The sequence below is a fragment of the Chitinophaga alhagiae genome (assembly GCF_003568665.1).
GTDB lineage: Bacteria > Bacteroidota > Bacteroidia > Chitinophagales > Chitinophagaceae > Chitinophaga > Chitinophaga alhagiae.
In genome coordinates this window covers 1,231,434-1,250,000 of sequence record NZ_QXMH01000002.1, presented here as the reverse complement: position 1 = coordinate 1,250,000, position 18,567 = coordinate 1,231,434, and the positions used below count along the sequence as shown (strand labels likewise).

Annotated in this window: 17 protein-coding genes and 1 tRNA gene; 5 read left to right on the top strand and 13 right to left on the bottom strand. The window is 49.3% G+C overall.

The features are described from left to right. Positions 1 to 17: 17 nt before the first annotated feature. The 7 genes from mobC to D3A97_RS15995 form a co-directional block, all read right to left on the bottom strand. The gene (mobC, locus tag D3A97_RS16030) at positions 18 to 2,027 is read right to left on the bottom strand and encodes a conjugal transfer protein MobC (RefSeq protein ID WP_119079472.1); all 2,010 of its coding nucleotides are present in this window, start codon (positions 2,025 to 2,027) and stop codon (positions 18 to 20) included. A 21-nt stretch (positions 2,028 to 2,048) separates the two neighbouring features. After that, positions 2,049 to 3,248, bottom strand: a complete 1,200-nt coding sequence (locus tag D3A97_RS16025) for a relaxase/mobilization nuclease domain-containing protein (RefSeq protein ID WP_119079471.1) — start codon at positions 3,246 to 3,248, stop codon at positions 2,049 to 2,051. Beyond that, positions 3,215 to 3,637, bottom strand: a complete 423-nt coding sequence (locus D3A97_RS16020; RefSeq protein ID WP_119079470.1) for a plasmid mobilization protein — start codon at positions 3,635 to 3,637, stop codon at positions 3,215 to 3,217. Before D3A97_RS16020 ends, D3A97_RS16025 begins: the two co-directional genes overlap by 34 nt. 402 nt (positions 3,638 to 4,039) lie before the next feature. Further along, positions 4,040 to 4,273, bottom strand: a complete 234-nt coding sequence (locus tag D3A97_RS16010) for a hypothetical protein (RefSeq protein ID WP_119079468.1) — start codon at positions 4,271 to 4,273, stop codon at positions 4,040 to 4,042. Positions 4,274 to 4,291: 18 nt separating this feature from the next. Further along, positions 4,292 to 4,630: a helix-turn-helix domain-containing protein gene (locus D3A97_RS16005; RefSeq protein ID WP_119079467.1), complete on the bottom strand. Its 339-nt coding sequence runs from the start codon at positions 4,628 to 4,630 to the stop codon at positions 4,292 to 4,294. A gap of 78 nt (positions 4,631 to 4,708) precedes the next feature. After that, entirely contained in the window at positions 4,709 to 5,689 is a 981-nt protein-coding gene (locus tag D3A97_RS16000) for a DUF4238 domain-containing protein (protein WP_119079466.1), read from the bottom strand. Between the two features lie 9 nt (positions 5,690 to 5,698). Next, positions 5,699 to 5,920, bottom strand: coding sequence for a helix-turn-helix transcriptional regulator (locus tag D3A97_RS15995; protein ID WP_157986580.1), 222 nt, complete (start codon positions 5,918 to 5,920; stop codon positions 5,699 to 5,701). Between the two features lie 525 nt (positions 5,921 to 6,445). On the opposite strand from D3A97_RS15995, the gene D3A97_RS15990 reads away from it, so the two are divergent. The 3 genes from D3A97_RS15990 to D3A97_RS15980 all read left to right on the top strand — a co-directional run bounded on the left by D3A97_RS15990 (position 6,446) and on the right by D3A97_RS15980 (position 7,801). Next, on the top strand, positions 6,446 to 6,691 hold the full coding sequence (locus D3A97_RS15990; RefSeq protein WP_119079464.1) for a hypothetical protein: 246 nt from the start codon (positions 6,446 to 6,448) through the stop codon (positions 6,689 to 6,691). Further along, positions 6,654 to 7,181, top strand: coding sequence for a hypothetical protein (locus tag D3A97_RS15985; protein WP_198674012.1), 528 nt, complete (start codon positions 6,654 to 6,656; stop codon positions 7,179 to 7,181). The genes D3A97_RS15990 and D3A97_RS15985 overlap by 38 nt, the downstream gene beginning before the upstream one ends. A gap of 89 nt (positions 7,182 to 7,270) precedes the next feature. Further along, complete coding sequence (locus D3A97_RS15980; RefSeq protein ID WP_119079462.1) at positions 7,271 to 7,801, top strand: antitoxin Xre/MbcA/ParS toxin-binding domain-containing protein; 531 nt, start codon at positions 7,271 to 7,273, stop codon at positions 7,799 to 7,801. Between the two features lie 487 nt (positions 7,802 to 8,288). Here the strand turns inward: D3A97_RS15980 and D3A97_RS15970 are convergent, their stop codons facing one another. The 5 genes from D3A97_RS15970 to D3A97_RS15945 all read right to left on the bottom strand — a co-directional run bounded on the left by D3A97_RS15970 (position 8,289) and on the right by D3A97_RS15945 (position 14,075). Continuing rightward, positions 8,289 to 9,626, bottom strand: coding sequence for a site-specific integrase (locus D3A97_RS15970; protein ID WP_119079460.1), 1,338 nt, complete (start codon positions 9,624 to 9,626; stop codon positions 8,289 to 8,291). A 206-nt stretch (positions 9,627 to 9,832) separates the two neighbouring features. Then, positions 9,833 to 9,905, bottom strand: a tRNA-Lys gene (locus tag D3A97_RS15960). A gap of 103 nt (positions 9,906 to 10,008) precedes the next feature. Then, positions 10,009 to 12,414 (bottom strand): penicillin acylase family protein, encoded by a 2,406-nt coding sequence (locus D3A97_RS15955; protein ID WP_119079458.1) that lies wholly within the window; start codon positions 12,412 to 12,414, stop codon positions 10,009 to 10,011. 9 nt (positions 12,415 to 12,423) lie between these two features. Continuing rightward, positions 12,424 to 12,915 (bottom strand): hypothetical protein, encoded by a 492-nt coding sequence (locus tag D3A97_RS15950; RefSeq protein WP_119079457.1) that lies wholly within the window; start codon positions 12,913 to 12,915, stop codon positions 12,424 to 12,426. 47 nt (positions 12,916 to 12,962) lie between these two features. Further along, positions 12,963 to 14,075, bottom strand: a complete 1,113-nt coding sequence (locus D3A97_RS15945; RefSeq protein ID WP_119079456.1) for an aminotransferase class I/II-fold pyridoxal phosphate-dependent enzyme — start codon at positions 14,073 to 14,075, stop codon at positions 12,963 to 12,965. Between the two features lie 40 nt (positions 14,076 to 14,115). Between D3A97_RS15945 and D3A97_RS15940 the strand changes: the two genes are divergently transcribed. After that, positions 14,116 to 14,715 carry a MiaE family protein gene (locus D3A97_RS15940; RefSeq protein ID WP_119079455.1) on the top strand — a complete coding sequence of 200 codons (600 nt, stop codon included), beginning with the start codon at positions 14,116 to 14,118 and terminating at the stop codon, positions 14,713 to 14,715. A gap of 2 nt (positions 14,716 to 14,717) precedes the next feature. Here D3A97_RS15940 and D3A97_RS15935 read toward each other — a convergent pair whose 3' ends face one another. Then, positions 14,718 to 16,943: a patatin-like phospholipase family protein gene (locus D3A97_RS15935; protein WP_119079454.1), complete on the bottom strand. Its 2,226-nt coding sequence runs from the start codon at positions 16,941 to 16,943 to the stop codon at positions 14,718 to 14,720. Between the two features lie 99 nt (positions 16,944 to 17,042). On the opposite strand from D3A97_RS15935, the gene D3A97_RS15930 reads away from it, so the two are divergent. Continuing rightward, a complete protein-coding gene (locus tag D3A97_RS15930) occupies positions 17,043 to 18,548 on the top strand; it encodes an MFS transporter (protein WP_119079453.1) in 1,506 nt (501 codons plus the stop codon). Positions 18,549 to 18,567: the final 19 nt, after the last annotated feature.

The window sequence follows — 18,567 nt, the reverse complement described above, 5'->3', positions numbered from 1 at the left end:
TTTATTTGGTGAAAAAATTACAAGTTCAATGCCTGCTGCCCTTCAGCAGACCTTGTAGCAATTATCTCCTGGTATTCAGGACTAGCCTTTATCCGCGTGAGTTCAGTTTCAATCAAATTTTCGATATCACTTTTTACCCGCTGGAAATTCTCATCTACATCTGCCTTTGTAACATTGCGGAAAGAAGGAATGGGGATGCTATTCTTTTCCTTTGTATGTTCGGCCTCATGATCCTTCACAACCTCTGCATGAAAGGCTTTCAGCCGGATTGGCCGGCTGGGCTCATCGGCTACCAAACCAACAAACTGCCCGCTGCTGAGCATAGCAATTTTTGAAGGCGGCACAGCCGTTTCCAGCTGGGTACTACGGCTGACCGATGTTTCGGAAGAATTAATGGATAAAGATTCCCGTTCCTGCATGATTTTACCAATACGGTCCGACAGCTGGCGGGCACTATCTCCCATAACCTGGCCACTGATAATGTTGCCGGTAATGTTCATTATTACGTCGGCATTTTCCTTTCCATAGCTTTGTATCAATTGTGCCATATCCTGTACGCCCAGCGTGGTGGCTACTTTGTTGCTCCGGGCGGTAGCTATCAGGGTATCGATATTGGGCACGTATATCGTAGGGAATTCGTCAAATACCAGGGAGGACTTCAATTTGCCGGCCTGGTTAACCAGCTTCAACATTCTTTCTACGTACAGCGAAAGCACGGCGCCGTATATCTGGCGCTTAGCCGGGTTGCTGCCCGCGCAGATTATTTTTGGGGCAGCTGGATTATTCAGATCCAGGTCGTGATCGTTGCCACTGAGCACGTAATACAAAGCAGGGGATGCCAACCTGGCCATAGCAATTTTAGCGGAAGCAATTTGCCCTTCTAATTGCTCATTGGCCTTGTGCTTCAACGCGCTGGTAAAAGGATTTATCAGTACAGAGATTTCGGTTTCGAGGGAAAGTACCGGAAACAGCTTTGGGTACTCGATTTGAGAGAGTTCAATTACGTGCGGAAGCGTACAATATTTACCATCTTCATATTTCTTTAGAAACCAAATAAGGGCGGTGCAAAAATTGATTGCCGATTCCACGAAGAACTCGCCAATTTTTTGAGCCCACAGTTTATTGAGTGCCAGCATGAAGGTGCGGCTGCTTTCTGTAGCATCAGAAATATCCACCATCTGCTCGGGCGGCAGCGCATTAATACGGTGTGTTCTGGATAAATCATCAAAGTTGATTACTACAAACTGCGGTTTGATCTGAAATTTTTCTGCGTATTCCAATAGGTAATTGTATGCCAGCTGGCTAAGGGTGGGGAATTTGAAGTCGAAAATGAACATGGGAAACGCCTTCTTTAGGTGCTGGCGAATGATTTCGTTAATAAAATAGTAGCTCTTGCCACTGCCGGGCGTACCCAAAATTAACGTGCCACGAAAAACGCATGGCAGGTTAATATAGCTGGAGCGGTATTTACCCCGGAATTGATATCTGGCAGGGAGGTTAACCGAATATTCATTCTCAATTAACTCTTCGCACTGAGGGAAGGATTCATTTTTTTCGTTGAATATATCATCCTGGAAGCGGAGGCGGATGTACCTGCTTAGGCGGGAGCCGGAATAAAGTATGGCGAGAAATGCCGCCGATGTTACCGTGATATATACCTGCTGCATACGCAGGCTATCGTACGCACGTAGTATGGCGGTTGTTGCATATAAGAGCAGTAATCCGCAAACCAATGCAGCAATAACCGGCTGTAGCCGCATTTTTTCATCCTTTCGCCCTTTAGAACCCAGCATGCTTATGGCCAGCAGCGCAAGTGCGGAAGTCTTTTCGGCCGTGGGAGTGCCAAACATGGGAAGGCGGCGGCATAGGTCGTATGTAAACCTGTCCAGCATTTCCGCGGACAAACCCATTTCTACGAAGAGTGGGAAGCACACAGCGTAAAAATGAATCAGCATAACAAATACCGACCCCAACCGGATGAAATCCAATATTGAGCGTAACGCCTGTGCATTTTCACCATTAGACATTAATGAAAAGTTTGAAGTTGATTAAGATTTCCGCCGCCGCTTTTTCTTACCCATTAGTTCCGCGGGCAGGAATTCGGCATTGGCATGAGCATCGGCGGTAAGTTCCCGGAGTAGGCCGGCCGATATATTCAGTGCAGATGAGGCTGTGCTATAAGGAATAGAGAGCGAAGTAGCCTTTGAATGATTGTCCGTTTCTCCTTGCTGAAGTAGGTTTTTTGCCGTTGCAATATCAAATCCTTCTGCGCGTAAGGAAAAAACTGCCCTGTTCCTGTGATCGATCAGGAGGAGGTCCGTCTCACCGTTACTGCTGGTATGGTGATAAGTAATATTGTTACGGGTCAGCTGTTCCCTGACTGCAGCTGGTGACTTCCCGGCTATTAACCGCTCTGCTGCGTTACGCAAACGCTTACGTTTGTATACTGCTGCGATTCGGTTAACCTCCATTTTTCGTTCCAGCGATTTCAGGGTAGGGTTTCCGTAAATGCTACTTGCTGCAATGGGAATCCCTACTTTACAGCCATCCTTATCCACTACGGAAAACATAAGCCCACCGCGGTTCCAGCAAAGGCTACCTGGCCTTCCTCGATCCGCGGTTACGTTGTAGAACCGCAGGGCGGTATTCAGCTCATCCAGGGAAGTATAACAGTAAGTGCCGCAAACTTCCCGAACAATGTTAGATATCGCCTGCTTCGTTTCGCTTTTCCCATAGGATACGGGAACTGGAGCCGCTGGCAGCTCCAGCTTTTCCCGCCGGCCTTCTGCCACTGTAAGACCATAGATATGTTCCAGCGCTTTCCTGGCCGGCTCCGATCTTTCCCGCCCTATATTGTGCAGGCTGATGGCCCGGCCGTTTGCCCGAATGCTTGTTGTTACTATATGAATGTGCGGGTGACCGGCATCGTAATGCTGGTAAACGAGGTAAGGCTGCTCAGCAAATCCGATGCGCTGCATATATTCTGCCGCCAGGTGCTGCAATGTAGCCGGAGCCAATTGCTCCCCGGGCGCAAAATTTAACGATATGTGCAATGTATTCGTTTTCACTTTTATATTCTTTCCAGTGAGTGCCTCAAATCGCGATAGTTTCTGCCGGGCTGTCAATTCGTCTGCGTTGCATCCGAAGCGTGATGCCAAAAGCAGGGTAGCTTTTCCGGCGCTAAGTTTAGATTCGTTGTAGTGGAGCGCCGACTTTATCGACCTGCCGCTGGAGATTCTCGCAACCATATTTTCGCCAGTTGGGTAACGATTTCTATAATCCGATTAATCTTTGGCTCCATCGCGGCGTACCGGTCAAAGGCGGTGCGTGCGTAAAATTCCCGCCTGCTGCTTTCACCGTATGTATTAAAATGCTTCGTTATCTGATTAATATTCACACCAATAGCCCGAATCTCTCCGCGCAGTGCGGCGAGTTCCTCCATCACCAAATCCAAACTTTGATCGTGTACAACGGTGCGGATGGTACGGTGATGCAGAATATCCCGCAGCAAACCGGCCATTTCCCCGTGCACAGATTTCGCCAAAAGCTGCTGTAGCTCGGCGAATTTCTGGCGGGTAACTCTGGTTTTGATGATATGGACCAGTGCTTCGTCTTCAGGCGTTTTCTTCCTAACCATCGGTTTTCAGTTAAGCATTTATGCCCTTTGCCGGCACAGGCAAAGGAGTTGTTGTACACAACAATACATCTTGCTCCCTGCCGCAGCAGGCAGGGCAACCCTACAAACGCCTACGCCGGCAGCTGCACAGTTCCTTCCCGTTGCAGGGTTGCATGGCAATTTTTCCGAGGGAAAAATCAAGCGTTTATACTACCGGGTAGTCCCGTATCGAAGGAGGCGATTTCGGGTACGAGGATCATCCTAACGGCTTCATCCAATAGTTGAGGGTGCTCTTCTACGATGAGAAAAACTTCGTTTTCGTTTAGAATACGGGCAAAGCCTGTATCCTCATCGTAAATACCCCATGCCTCAGGAAATTTCCGGATAACCCACATAGCTATGAAATTTTATGCGTAACGGAATTCAGTTAAGGTGCCGATTGAATAACCACGGTTGTAGGGAAACGGCTTGCATAGCCCAGCGATAGGCTACCGCTTTCCAGCGGGGAATTTCCTCGCCTTTGGAGTTGCGCCAGTTTTTGGATTCATAAAACAGGAAAAAATCCCGTGCTTCCTGATCCGACAACCCTTTTTGCTGGAAGTAGATAAGCACTTGCTCATACCGAGGAGGTACACCTCCATCATAGTTCTCTTTCATGGAAATGACGTTTTGGCATTATGGAATAGATTTCTTGCGTTGCACCATGCGTTGCAGTAAAACCTTTTCAATGGCCTCGGCGCTGTAGAGAATTGTGCCTCCCATTTTGGTGAAGGGGATGGTTCCGTTGGCCCGCCAGGTGTGGAGGGTAGTTCGGGCGCACTTCAGTTTTTGACGCGCCTCCGCCGTCTTCAACCAACTTCGGCCATCGGCAAAAGAGGTAGAAAACTCGGTGAACAGGTGGCGGATTTTCAGGAGAAGTTCCTGTTGGAACAGCTCAAGATCTTCAACGGTAACGATCTGGTCCCGGCGTAAGGGCGGGCGCTCGGATGGCTTTGGTGGAGACTGCTGCCGCATAGTTCTTTCCCCAAAAGTATAGGCAGGGGGAGGGCAGCTTTCATAGTGGGGTTCCTAGTTAGGAAAAAATAAATGCTCCTATTTTCTAAGAGTTGGCTTTGGGGGGAGGTTCTTCTTGGCCATACGGGATAAATACCAATCATCACTGGCAATGATAAGTTTATCAGCAGTTTGAATTATGAAATCATTGATGCGAAATACCGTGTTGCTATCAGCAACTTGTACTACAATTTTTTTTAGGGGGGCACTATCTGAAAAGCAATAATCTTGCTCTACATTATGAATTACTAGACAATGCATATATGAAATTGGGAAGTAGAATTCACCTTCGACGAAATTCGTATTGAATATTTTATTATTATGAACGCCAACTCCAGGATTGTCTGTTGTGATAAAAAAAGGGCCTTTTTTTGGCGCAGTTAGCAACGACCATTTGCTATCTACAATCGCTTTTCTAAATTCGAAATTTCTATTGCTTGCTTCCTCATACCTTTCAATAATACTCATTTGCTGAGCTCTTTCAATTAATGCAGGTTCGCTCAAAATACGATCCTTCGCAAGTTTGCCGATTGCTTCTAGTATTTCAGGATCTTTTGTATTAAATTTTTCCGAATAATCTGGATTCTCAATTATTGATTGAACTATATTATCGATAGACGTACGTAAGATATCCGTCATTGTATCTTTCCATTTCGGATTTCGAATTTTAATTTGAATAATAAAATCAGAAATTCTTATCGCATCATCACGGTTAATTTCAGTCGAACCTATAAGATTTCGAACCAATTCACTATAAATGCCTTCTAAAATTCTAAAAAGATCAACTTCAATATATAGTTTAGGGTATCGGGTTAGATTGAAAGTTACATTTTCCTTTGAAGGTTGAATAGTGTAGTAATGCTCGATATAACAAATGCCTGCGGGTTGCCTGGGCTCAATATCTATTTTCCCCCATTTTTGAACATTGCGAATATTCAGTACCTGTAAATGAGTACCTGAAATAAAATGCTTTAAATAGCATTCTGGAACAAAATGGTGTCGTTTTGGCTGGTTTGACATTACCAATGATTACTCAGACTTCGGGAAAAAATCATTCGGATTCATCTCCAACGCCCAAATTATCCGGCATATAGTGGAGAGCTTGGGTTCAAACTTCTCATTTTCAATATTGCTTATTGTATTACGCCCGGTATCGGCAAGTGCTGCCAACTGTTCCTGCGTTAGATTTTTCTTATCTCTAATCGACCTCACTTTCTCAGCAAAAAATTTAAGGATGATTTCGTCTTTCATCCCGCGAAAACAACAAATTTTTCTGGCATGCTTGCACAATGCGTTGTGCATTTCAAGAAAAACATTATATTTGTTTTAGAAATAGTAAAAAAATCAGTTGAGGTAGGGCAGATGCTTATATATTTGCCTTCCCCCAAACTAATATTTGGCTTTTTTTTCTACGACCGCTGCAGAGAAAAGTAGGACGTTTTTTGCAACAGCGTGGTCGGGGACAGAGAAAAGGGCCCATGCGGATGCGCGTGGGCTCCTGTTCCGTACCACGCACCCCGGTCCTACGGGTTCTCTGGCGGCAGGAGTTCCGCGCATTCGCATTTTCAGTTAGGCCGTTGCCTGAAATTCATCACAACGGGAACTGAAATTCTTCGCGGCACATCAGCCAATCTCAAGAAATATTTTTCCTAGGTACCTAAATCTCCCATTTTTTTAATGGAGCAGATCTGAAATTTACTTTCAATTAATCCGAAGTAAGCAAACTCGGCATGGGATCTCCATTCCGTGCAATTCCTAACCATGCAAATTGCTGTTATGAAAAAGAAGGCCGCAAAAAAAGTAGTCAAGGGGTTTGTGAAGCACATTTCCCGCCACGATGTTGAAGAAAAACTCTCAGAGTTGCTTCAAACTGCCATGAGTAGCCATGTAGTGGATGATTGGAATGGTGAGCAACGGGTCGACGCAATATTTTATACTACAAATATTACCAAGTTAATTAAAGCAATTTTTAAAATCTACGCAGATGACAACCGTAACAACAGTATACGCGAAAAAGCGTAAAATATCGGTAAAGGAATTCAAATTCAATACCGTGCAAGACATTATTGATTTTTCAAGATTGCCATTATGGGATAAACTCAATGTGGTAAAAGAAGGAATTTCAAAAGATCAGCTGGAGGATATTCGCCGGATCATGGAAGCTAGTTATGCAATGCTTTATAGTATTACAGGCATTCAATCGCATTCCTTCACATCTAAAAAAGGGCAACAACTGTTCTCTTCAAGGCTATCAGAGCCGATAGTTCAAATGTTAAATATCTATGGATGGGGATATGCATTCTTCGGCGATTGTGGAGTTTTTAACAAATTAATGTACTATGGGTGCCTACATGGTAATATTGGCCATCTAAAGGATCTCGGCACTACGTTTTTGGGTCGGGAATATTTCATTCCACATCTGGTAGACCTAAATAACGAGCACGATAATCTCGTGGCTTGGATCAGGGAACTGGCGCCAATTCCGGCAGAACGGTACAAACCAATGCCATAGCAATATTATTTTCATAAATGAGCGTTTAAAACGCATAGGGGCTGGATTTCTATCTGGCTCATTTATACAGCAATTTAAAAAAAGTGTTTATGGAATCTAACGAAATTCAAACAGGAAAGAGCTCACCAGAGGCGAAAAGAAGGCGCGGACGCCCTCGAAAAAGCGAAGAAATACTAATGCATAAAGAAAGTTCCATTAACCCTTTCTCCAATTTGGAAAACCCGATGGAATTCATTCATCACTATAGAGATATGCATTATTCTGAAAAAGAAAAACTTATAAAATGGGGATTTACCAAAAACCAACTTGTATGCATCAAGAATGTGCTGTTGTTGGATTATCCAACTTTAGCAAGTTTCCTACATGTTACACAAAGATCGTTGCACCTTCGGAAAGAGAATGATCGGCTAAACCCATGGATCAATGATCGTGTGGGAGCATTGTTGGAGCTATACTGCTATGCACTGGAAGTATTTGCAAACCCGTTGGATGCTAGAGAATGGCTAAAGTCACCAACAGCATTACTAGCAGGCCAATCGCCTTTAGTTATGTCCTGTACACATCCTGGCTTACTAAAGACCAGAGAATTACTCTATCGAATTCGCTTGGGCCAATTTTAAAAGTTTTTTATGATTATCTATCGGATATTACACCATATCGAAGTGCACGCACTCCGCGAACGTGTACTGGAGAGTTGTTTATACCATAATAATTTGCCATATTTTTCCGCCTTCGATTCTGTGGCCGCCGCACTGATCGAGAGCCATATTTTTCGGGAATACCACCGTATACCGTCCAGCATGCGTATGGTAGAATACACAATTGCAAATGGCGCTGCCTATAAGGAATACATCTCGGAGCCCCTGATAACATATACCGGAGGTTCAGTATTGCCATCCCTCACTGAAACCGCACAGCTATGCCTTGCTGGAGAAGTAGCGGTAATCGCTTCCTTCCCGTCGCTTCACTATAAAAATTTACAAAACTTCCTCATAAACCCCCGTCATCCACATTTCAGCAAGGTAACGGTGTCGAGAATTTACGCTTGTGTATAAATCACCGACTGCTCAATAAATAAGGGGAGGGAGAGGTAAATCTCTCCCTTTTTTATACTGCCACTGAAATCTCATTATTCGGCAGGAACACAATATCCTGAAGATGCACTATTCGCAACGCACCTTCCATATCAAACAACACTTTTTCCAGCCGCTGCATGTGCATGCTGATATTGCGGGTGGAAATCTTTGCATATATCTGCGTAGTACGGATATTTGTATGGCCTAACAACCGGCTGACGGTCTCAAGTGGAACACCATGATCGAGGCAAACGGTAGTGGCGAAAGTATGCCGGGCTACGTGTGTGGTGAGATCAAATGGAATACCACACAGATCCTGAATTTCCTTTAGGTAGCCATTATAGTTGTGGTAAGATTTTACAGGCAGCAGTACGTCATTAGCAGTACAATAAGGATCATCCGCATAGGAATCGACGATTGCAGCCACAATCGGCAATAGAGGGAGACACTCCGGATTACCAGTTTTTTGCCTTTGAATTTTAATCCACCGTTTACCGTCGTTTCCTAAAAAAATCATATCCCTACGTAGTCGCAGCAATTCATTGAAAGAGTAACCGGTAAAGCACGCAAACAAGAAAACATTCCTCACATGGTTGAGCCGTGTAATTAGTTTCTTCTTGCTGATGGAAAAAATCTGCTCCAGCGTAAGATAACATCTATCAGGCTGCTTGTAGGTAGTCTTAAAGCTGCACCAAGGGTTTTTCTCCAGCCATCGCTTGTTTTCGGCAATCGTGAGGAGCTCTTTAGTCTGCTTCAGGTATTTCATGGCGGTATTCTTCTGAATTCCCTGCTCTGTTTGAAGAAAATGAAGAAAATCGGAAGAAAGGGATTCTTCAATAATCGTTAGGGGAATATCCCATTTTTTAAACTTGAAATTCAGGAAGGCGCGGATTTTCCCTTTTACAACCTTCCATCTATCCAATGTTGTTTCCGCACGGTCACCCTTTTTTACAAGGCGGGCGAATCTGCTGAATTTGAAATTAAGTACCTGGAGCAAAGTGCGGCTGGGAGGAGTTTCTTTTGCGCATCTAATTTCTTTCGCCAATTCGCCTGTATAGGAACGTTTCAATAATTCAGAAGTTACTTCCGGGTATTGTTGGCTCAGGAAGAAGAAATGAGTTTCTAATTCTCCCTGCGCTTTTGATACCGCCTGCGATATTTGCTTAGCTAACTTTTTATCAGGGTGCAAATCTAAATCTACGTTTTCGTGCTCCTGGTTCCAGTAGAGTGGGAGAATTTTTTGACCGAGGGAAATTTCCGCCCGCGCACCATCAATCGTTAGCCTGATTGTAATAGGAGCCCGGCCATCTTTACTGATCTTTGATTTTTCCAGCAGAAATAGAATTGAAAGTTTTTCATTGACTTTCATACGTACAAAGTTTAAGGTTGAGAAAAAGCCTAAACCTGTTCAGTTCATCCACGTCGAGGGTACCAAAATTAAGGTGAGAAGAGGGGTACCCGAATAGGTACCCGAACGGATTGAACATCCTTGAACAAACATGTACCGAATACTTCGTGAAATCCGCGCTACTGGACGGATTAAAACGAAAAAAGGTACGATTACTCGTACCTTTGTGATCCCGCTGGGACTCGAACCCAGGGCCCATACATTAAAAGTGTATTGCTCTACCAACTGAGCTACGGAATCAATCACCCGTTTTCGTTTGGGATTGCAAAGATATGTATTAAATTATTTTCGCCAAATATTTCAATAAATAAAATTCAAACATCCCCTCAAACCCTCTCCCCTGCTATGTTCCAGGTGTAAAAAATATTTTCTGCACAATGCCGTCTGATGATTTCCGTTCGTCATATAAACGCAGTGAATAATATTTTCCATCCATCCAATCGTCTACCATATTATCATAATACCGGCTGCCGGGGTTACCGCTTTGCCCGCCCGGGTAAATACCCCAGGCCCGCGTTTCTTTCCCTAATTCCACCACCATTCTCCACGAGGGGCCGGTTGTTTTCTTGGTGGCGTTGATGATGTGCCGCCCGCCGCCGGTGTTCAGGCCCATGCGGCTCAGTGCGGGCAGGCTGCGGGAAAGATGGCGTATGTCTGTACCCCGGAATTTGCCCAGCGGCAGTTTACCTGCTTTGTCAAGGACGGCGGCAGAGTCCGCGGCCAGTTGAAAGGCGGTTTGCACAACATCCTGCAGGGTTTCCCGCTGCGGGGTGTTGACGTTGTCTACAAAATGCATGGCGCTGTCACGCATCAGCCAGAAGAGCGTTGTTTTTTCCAGCGGGCGCACCAGTGCAATGCTGTCCCGTACCAGGTCATCGTCCCATATCTGTTTTTCCAGTTGTTCCCACCACAGCAGGAACAGGGTGGCGCCTTTGCTCTCCGGAGCGCTGACGGCATCCCAGGCAAACATGGTTTTCCAGTACTTCCGTTGTTGCGCGGTTAACCCTGCCGCGTTCATGTACTGGCTTAAGAACGGCAATGCCGCCTCCGCCAGCCGGTTCTTGTTGTCTTTCTGCAGCGTCATCATGTCTTCCGGCGTAATGCCCTGCATGGCGCTCAGTTGCTCCTTGATGCGCATGCCGCGGAACAGGTCGTAGTAACCGAACATATGGTACGGGAAGGTACTGTCTGTAGCCGCCTGGTTAGCGGAACTGACAAAACCCTCCACGGGGTTGTAGCTGTGGGGGTTTTCCACCTGGGGGATGAAGCCTTGCCAGGCGTAGGTGCTGTCTGAGCCGGGCATCACAAATTTGCCCTGGTCTTTCCAGCGCAGGGGGTGGTGGCCGTTGTGCCAGATGGCAATGTCTCCGGCATCTTTACCGGCAAAAACAAAGTTCTGGGCCGGACAGTTCCACAGTGCCATCGCCTTCAGGTAGTCATTGTAGTTGCGGGCGTGGTTGAGGCGGTAAATACTGAGCAGTTCATTGGAGGCGTCGTGGGCCGTCCACCGCATGGCCAGAAAACCTTCGTGAGATTTGAGGTCGGGGAAGGTATTGTCATACAGTACCGGGCCCCAAACGGTGTAGGCCACCGTGTCCAGGTACGGCTGTTGGCCGCGTATCCTGATCTCTTCCACGCGCAGGCTGGCAGGGCGCCAGGCATCGTTAAAGCGGTATTCTTTTTTGCCGTTGCGGAAGTTCATCCGGTAAAAGTCCAGCACGTCCATATAGCCGTTGGTAAGGCCCCAGCCTATATGGTCGTTAAACCCGATGATGATGCCGGGCGCGCCGGGGAGGGACACGCCATACACGTTCATATCAGGGGTTTTGATCTGCATTTCGTAGAAGAGCGAGGGCAGGCCCAGCTCCAGGTGAGGGTCGTTACAGAGAATGGGGGCGCCGGAGCGGGTTTTGCTGCCGGATACGGCCCAGTTGTTACTGCCTTTGTCCCGATCTTGCACGGCGGTTTGCACTTTATAGATATCACCCAGCAGGCTGTCTGGCGGCGGTGCCGCCCGCGCCGAGGGTGCGGGAAAGGGCGTACCGGCGGGGATGATGGGGGCCTGCTGGTCTGTAAAATCCGGGTACATGCGGTCAAAGTCCGCTTTGCCGTATAGCTGGCGGGCATTGGTATACTCCAGATCATCGGCGCTGGAGGCCAGGTCGTAACTCATATACTTGATGAGCAGAGCCGTTTTCAGGTTGCTCCACGGTTCGGGGGCGTAGCCCAGCAGCTTGTACTCCAGCGGGTACTGGCGGGGCCGCAATTGCCGGATATAGGCGTTCACCCCGGCGGTATAGGCATCGCCCTGCATTTTGGACACCGGGTCCGCCTCCATGGCGGAAACGGCTTTTTCAGCGGCGTACACCATGCCTTCGCGGCGTTTGCGCCGGTCATACTGCAGCAGGCCGGGGCCTAATATTTCGCAGAGGCGGCCGCCGGCGGCGTAGGTTTGCAGCTCCATTTGCCAGAGGCGGTTTTTGGCGTGGAGGTAACCCTGGATAAAATAGGCATCCTGCTCCTGCGCGGCAAATACGTGGGCTACCATGCGCTCATCAAACCATACCTGGGCGGGGCCTTTCAGGCCCGGGATAACCAGTTGCTCTTCTGTTTCCATGGCTAATGGGTCCGCGTGCTGCCAGCATCCGTGTTGCGGGCTGAGAAGCATGCCCAGCGCGGGCAGGCTGCCCCATTTGTGGTTGAGCGCCCATACGAGCGCTATCGTAAAAACGAGGGGGATCAATCTCATAGAGCATGGTTATAGGCGAGACAGCGAGGCCGGCTCTTCCAGGTACAGGTCTATTACCTTGTTGCTGATTTCGTCATACTTGGTAAAGATCTTTTTCAGCAAGGCGTACAACTCTTTGTAGTTGGTGAAAGATGGTTTACCGGGAGATGGCGGGAGGCCCAACACTTCGCACAGCCGGTTCAGCTTGCCGCCTTCCTTCACGTCGTGATCAAGGTCAAATACCATGGCCACGTCTATCAGCCCGTCTTTCAGGGAAATGGCGATACCGGAGCCAAGCCCCTTTACGGTGCGCACTTCTTCCAGCACTTCTACGGTATAAACGGCGCTTTTGGCATCATAGGTCGTTTTTTCGTACCCAAACTCCCTGATCATTTCGTGTGCTTCCGTAATGCTATGGTCTGCAAAGGCCGGTGTACCCTGGTACTCTTCCAGCAACGAGTGGTACCAGCTACAGATATCGAGCTCTTCCAACACTTTTTTCCAAACAGGGTGAATGTCCATAAAAACAGTTTTAGAAGGGTGAAGAAATCATTGTTAATATACGCCTTTTACGTAAAAATAGTTCCGGTCAACCGGGCTACTTCGCTTTCTGTATTAAAACTATGCAGTACTACCCGCAGCCGTTCCCCTCCTCGGGGCACCGTGGGGTGCAGGATGGCACGCACGTCTAACCCTGCTTCTTGCAAGCGCTGTGCCAATCCGCGCGCGGCCTCATTGCCGGGGGCCATTACCACCTGTATGGGCGTTTCGCTCTCCAGCCGCCGCTCCGGGGGCACGCCCGCCCTGAATTGCTGTATAAGCTGCTGCAACTGCTGCCGTTCCTGCCGCATGTCAGGAAAAATGCTGTAAGCGGCCAGTATTACGGCCACGGCCTGGGGCGGCAGCGCGGTGGTATAAATAAAGGAACGGGAGAAATTGACCAGGTACTGCCGCAATACGGCTGAACCGAGCACAATGGCGCCGTGGCAGCCAACAGCTTTACCAAAGGTATGCACGCGGGCAAAACAATGGGCTTCTAACTGCAACGCCTGTACGAGCCCCTCTCCTTTTGGCCCCGTTACGCCGGTGGCATGGGCCTCGTCAACTATCAGCAGGGCGTTGTGCTGCCGGCAAAGGCCGCTGATCTCCTGCAGCGGCGCCAGGTCACCGTCCATGGAATACACGGACTCTACAGCCACAAACGTGCGCGTGCCGGTGGCGCCCTGCAGTTTTTTATGCAGGTCTTCGAGACTGTTGTGCCGGAAAGAATGGGCCTGCGCGGCAGACAACCGTATGCCGTCCCTGATGGAGGCATGTATCAGCTGGTCATATACAATGGTATCTCCTTTCTGCGGTACGCAGGAAAAGAGGCCCAGGTTGGCATCGTAACCGGAGTTGTAAAGCAGGCCGGCGGGGGCATTGTGAAAGGCGGCCAGCACTTCTTCCGCTTTCTCCGCCAGCTCATAGTTGCCGGCCAGCAGGCGGGAGCCGCCGCTGCCATGTACCTGCGGCAACTGCCTGCAAATGGTGAGCGCCTCTTCCTGCACCCGCTCGCTGCGGGCCAGGCCCAGGTAATCATTTGAACAGAAGTCTACCTTGTGCCCCGGCAACCGCAGCTGCCGCAACGCATGCTGCTCACGCCGCCGCTGAAGGGCGGCTTCCAGAAAGTCCTCCTTTTGCATGGTCCAAATCTATAACTTTGTGCTCCAATATCAACACCGTATGAGCAGTAAAGTTTCAATACTGGGCCTGAAGTTACCCACAGACCCGCGTTGGGTAGACCTGGCCGCAATTTCGCTGGAAGAAGTGCTGACAGATCATGCTTTTTGTGAACAGAAAGCGGCTACCTCCTGCATATCCCTGATCCAGCGGTACCCGGAGAAACAGCGGCTGGTAGAAGAGCTGGCGCCCATTGTAACGGAGGAATGGGGGCATTTCAGGCAGGTGCTGGCGGAAATGAAAAAACGCGGCTTTACACTGGGCAAACAGCGGAAAGATGACTATGTGAACGCGCTCATGGCCTTTCAGCAGAAGGGCGGCTCACCGGCGGATGTGCTGCTGGACAGGCTGCTGATATTTGCCCTTATTGAAGCCCGCAGCTGCGAGCGCTTCCGCTTGCTGAGCGAAGGGCTGGAAGACGATTACCTCCGCCAGTTCTACTACAAGTTCATGGTGTCAGAAGCGGGCCACTACCGCCTGTTCATTGACCTTGCCAACGAATACCTGCCGGAAGAAAAAGTAAAAAAACGCTGGCAGGAATGGCTGGCCTATGAAGCAGACATGATCAAAACCCTGAAAGTACGCGGAGACAGGATGCATTGACCCTAGAAATGGAACCCTAAATTCACATAAGCCTTCAGGTACCTGGCCTGATCGCTGTACATCAGCGTACCCTCCAGCGGCCCCAGGCGGGTGCTGTAACCAAGCGTAATGCCGTAACCGCTCAGGTAATTGCCTTTGGGCGCCACCAGCCTGTCCGTATTAAAGGTGGCCACGGAGGCGCGGGGTATCAGGAATATGTTCTTAAACGCCTCCAGTTGCCAGGCCAGTTGTACAGATGCCACGTGAGAGGTGTTCATCTCCCCGTCATATAAACCTACAAAGGGGATCTGGTTGCGGCTGAAGTCGGTAATACCGCCAATAAAAAAATCGTTCACCAGCTCCTGGTTGTAATTAAAGCTCACGCCGGCGTACGCGTTCAGGTTGAGGGTGTTTTTGCGCCCCATGGGGAAATAGTAGTTCATTTTCAGCAGAGCGCGCTGGTAGTTGTTGAACCGGAAGCCCAGGCTGTCAAGGTCCAGTTCCGTACCATCGGCATTGCGCATGGCAAAGGTGGGGTTCTGGTTATGCACCACGCCGGCCTCCAGCTTGATCTCCGCGCCACGCGTGGGGTACAGCTTGCGGTTAATGGTGCTGAGGCCATAATAGAAGAAGGAATTGAGCTGGTTGGTATTGCCGTCTACCTCTATATACGGGCTCAGGCTGGGCTTGAGGCGGATGTACTCCCAGCGGGTACCCACGCCCACGGCCATTATCCGGTTCAGCATGTATTGCAGGTGAATGTCTACCGCGGCGTATTTGTTGCGGTACTCCTGTATTTTCTTGAAATTGTCGTAGTAGTTGAGCGGGTTGTTCTCGTAATAGGCCCCCACGCCGAAACCCACGGTGCGCTTGCGGCCCAGGTATTTGAAATATTCCGCCCGCAGCCGCGGGTTTTCACTGATGGCGGCGGTTACGTAAGCGCGGGAATTGGGTACTATGAAATTGCGCTGCGTAATGTTGATGATGGCGCTCACGTTAGTGAACGTATTATAGTGCAGGGCAAATTTCACGTAGGTGAGCGGGTTTTCCTCCACATCAATTTCCAGCTCGCTTTTACCATACCCCAGCGGGTTCAGGTGGTAGGTGATCTGTTTATAGAAACGCGTGCCGTATACGTTCACCACCGCCTCCCGTATTTTCTGCGGCGTGTAGCAGCCGCCGGGCTTGAGGTTGAGCCTGCCGCGGAAAAACTTCTCGTCTGAATGCACCAGCCCGCGGATGGTGATGTCCGCAATTTCTATATCCGGTACCACGGGCACCCGGTTCCTGCGGGGAGGCAGCTGGGGGTAAAGGGCATTGAGGGAGTCTGCCAGGCGTTTGAAAACGGGGTACATTTCCCGGCCTTTCCTTTTGCCTACCGCTATGATGGAGTCTACACTGCCAAAACTGGCGGCGCCGTAGCCTTTCAGGTTGGGCTCAATGTAAATGTCCGTTATCTTGCGGGCTTCCTTGAAATCTTCCGCGTCTTTATAAAATCCCAGCTGGTAAATAATATCGATGGGCGTTACCAGTTCATCTGCCTTGGCCAGGCCACCGCTTACGCTGGAGCCGATGATGATGTCTGCCCCCATCTCTTTGGCCGTGATGGTGGGAAAATTGCGCACCACCCCGCCATCTACCAGTTTACGGCCGTCTATCTTCACGGTGGTGAACACGGAGGGGATGGCCATACTGGCACGCATACACGATACCAGCTCCCCGCTGTCAAGCGTTACAATTTCTCCGGTGGCCACGTCTGTTGCAATACATTTGAAGGGGATGCTGAATCTGGAAAAGTCTTTCACATCCCGCACGGGCCAGCACATGGTGGCCAGCTCCAGCCAGAGCTGCTGCCCGGAAATAACGCCGGAAGTGAGCTTGGGCTTGCCGTACTCAAAGGGCACCTCCACCATATAGCGGTTGTATTCTGCACGTTCCTCGAAACTGATATCGTCCATGGTGGGCTGGTTGGAAAACAGGGAGCTCCAGTCCAGCTTGCGGGCCATGTGCTCAATGGAATCTCCGGAATAGCCGATGGCATACAGACCGCCTACAATGCTGCCCATGCTGGTGCCGGTCACATAGTCTATCTTCAGGCCCGCGCTGTCTATGGCCTGCAGGATGCCGATGTGCGCCAGCCCCTTGGCCCCGCCTCCGCTCAAAGTAAGCCCTACACCGGGTCTCTGGGCGTATAGGCTAGAGGGATAGGTGAAAATTAGCAGGATAAGAATAAGAAAAATTCGATGCATGCGGCTTAACTGTCCTTATATTAATAAAGATAAAGGATTTTGGGGATGCATAAATTATTAAAGTATTTTTCTATCTTTTCGGGATAACAATTTGACTTTATGAGCTCCACGAAACAGCATCAGAACATCTGGCAGGTGATATTCGCATCTTCTGCCGGAACATTGATAGAATGGTACGACTTCTATATTTTCGGCAGCCTCTCGCTGATACTGTCTGAAAAATTCTTTCCGGACAGCAACCCTACCCTTGCGTATATAGCCACCCTGGCCACTTTTGCAGTGGGTTTCATTGTGCGCCCGTTTGGCGCCATCGTATTTGGCCGGCTGGGTGACATGGTGGGAAGGAAATACACTTTCCTGCTCACGCTGCTCATCATGGGCGGTTCTACCTTTGCCATCGGCCTTATTCCGGGATACAAGACCATTGGCCTGGTAGCGCCCATACTGGTGCTGATACTGCGCCTGGCCCAGGGCCTTGCGCTGGGTGGAGAGTACGGCGGCGCGGCCACCTATGTGGCGGAACACTCCCCTGCCCACCGCCGCGGCTATTACACCAGCTTTATTCAGACCACCGCCACGCTGGGCCTGTTCGTATCTCTCGGCGTAATACTGGTTACCCGCACCACCATGAGCGCGGAGTCGTTTAACGACTGGGGCTGGCGTATCCCTTTCTGGCTGAGCATCTTCCTGGTAATGATGAGTTATTACATCCGTATCAAGCTGCAGGAGTCCCCGCTGTTCACCCAGCTGAAAAAAGAAGGCAAAACGTCCAAGAACCCGCTCAAAGAGAGCTTTGGCAATAAGGAAAACCTGAAACTGGTACTGCTGGCGCTCTTCGGCGCGGCCATGGGCCAGGGCGTGGTATGGTACACCGGCCAGTTCTATGCCCTCTCCTTTTTGCAAAGCACCATGCACATAGAGTTTGTGCAGAGCAATGTGATCATTGCCGTGGCGCTGCTCATCGGCACCCCCTTCTTCATTTACTTCGGCCACCTGTCTGACAAGATAGGCCGGAAAAAGATCATGATGATGGGCATGCTCATTGCCGCGTTGGCGTACTTTCCCATTTACAATGCGATGGACAAAACGGTAGATCTTTCCGCCAAGCAGGAAGTGACGGCCATGTACCGGGTAGAAAGCACCATCACCCCGCTGGAAGACGGCACCACGCTTGAAAAGTCCACCAAGGTGCGCACTTATTCTGACAGTACCGTAGTGAAGGAAGTGACCACCATCACAAAAGACAAGAAAGAAGTAAAAAAAGAAGTGAAAGTAGGCACCAACAACCTCATCTGGCTGATCGTGCTGGTATTGATACAGGTAATATTCGTGACCATGGTATACGGCCCCATTGCCGCATTCCTGGTGGAACTGTTCCCCACGCGCATCCGCTACACGTCCATGAGCCTGCCGTACCACATTGGCAACGGCGTGTTTGGCGGCCTGCTGCCGGCTATTGCCACGCTGATGGTGCAGAAAACAGGGAATCACCTGGCGGGGCTGGTATACCCCGTGGCCATTGCGCTGATCTGCCTGGTGGTGGGCGTGATATTTATCAAGGAAAAGAAAACGGCAGACGGATATGCCGAAGTGCCCGAGGTGTAAGCCTCCTGAAGACTATCAA

Excerpts from the sequence above, each read along its gene's own strand:
- D3A97_RS15935 (WP_119079454.1), bottom strand. The coding sequence starts at position 16,943 with ATGCATCGAATTTTTCTTATTCTTATCCTGCTAATTTTCACCTATCCC.
- D3A97_RS15980 (WP_119079462.1), top strand. The coding sequence starts at position 7,271 with ATGGAATCTAACGAAATTCAAACAGGAAAGAGCTCACCAGAGGCGAAA.
- D3A97_RS16010 (WP_119079468.1), bottom strand. The coding sequence starts at position 4,273 with ATGAAAGAGAACTATGATGGAGGTGTACCTCCTCGGTATGAGCAAGTG.
- D3A97_RS16005 (WP_119079467.1), bottom strand. The coding sequence starts at position 4,630 with ATGCGGCAGCAGTCTCCACCAAAGCCATCCGAGCGCCCGCCCTTACGC.
- D3A97_RS15990 (WP_119079464.1), top strand. The coding sequence starts at position 6,446 with ATGAAAAAGAAGGCCGCAAAAAAAGTAGTCAAGGGGTTTGTGAAGCAC.
- D3A97_RS15995 (WP_157986580.1), bottom strand. The coding sequence starts at position 5,920 with ATGAAAGACGAAATCATCCTTAAATTTTTTGCTGAGAAAGTGAGGTCG.
- D3A97_RS16025 (WP_119079471.1), bottom strand. The coding sequence starts at position 3,248 with ATGGTTGCGAGAATCTCCAGCGGCAGGTCGATAAAGTCGGCGCTCCAC.
- D3A97_RS16000 (WP_119079466.1), bottom strand. The coding sequence starts at position 5,689 with ATGTCAAACCAGCCAAAACGACACCATTTTGTTCCAGAATGCTATTTA.
- D3A97_RS15985 (WP_198674012.1), top strand. The coding sequence starts at position 6,654 with ATGACAACCGTAACAACAGTATACGCGAAAAAGCGTAAAATATCGGTA.
- D3A97_RS15930 (WP_119079453.1), top strand. The coding sequence starts at position 17,043 with ATGAGCTCCACGAAACAGCATCAGAACATCTGGCAGGTGATATTCGCA.
- D3A97_RS15950 (WP_119079457.1), bottom strand. The coding sequence starts at position 12,915 with ATGGACATTCACCCTGTTTGGAAAAAAGTGTTGGAAGAGCTCGATATC.
- D3A97_RS15945 (WP_119079456.1), bottom strand. The coding sequence starts at position 14,075 with ATGCAAAAGGAGGACTTTCTGGAAGCCGCCCTTCAGCGGCGGCGTGAG.
- D3A97_RS15970 (WP_119079460.1), bottom strand. The coding sequence starts at position 9,626 with ATGAAAGTCAATGAAAAACTTTCAATTCTATTTCTGCTGGAAAAATCA.
- D3A97_RS15940 (WP_119079455.1), top strand. The coding sequence starts at position 14,116 with ATGAGCAGTAAAGTTTCAATACTGGGCCTGAAGTTACCCACAGACCCG.
- D3A97_RS16020 (WP_119079470.1), bottom strand. The coding sequence starts at position 3,637 with ATGGTTAGGAAGAAAACGCCTGAAGACGAAGCACTGGTCCATATCATC.
- D3A97_RS15955 (WP_119079458.1), bottom strand. The coding sequence starts at position 12,414 with ATGAGATTGATCCCCCTCGTTTTTACGATAGCGCTCGTATGGGCGCTC.
- mobC (WP_119079472.1), bottom strand. The coding sequence starts at position 2,027 with ATGTCTAATGGTGAAAATGCACAGGCGTTACGCTCAATATTGGATTTC.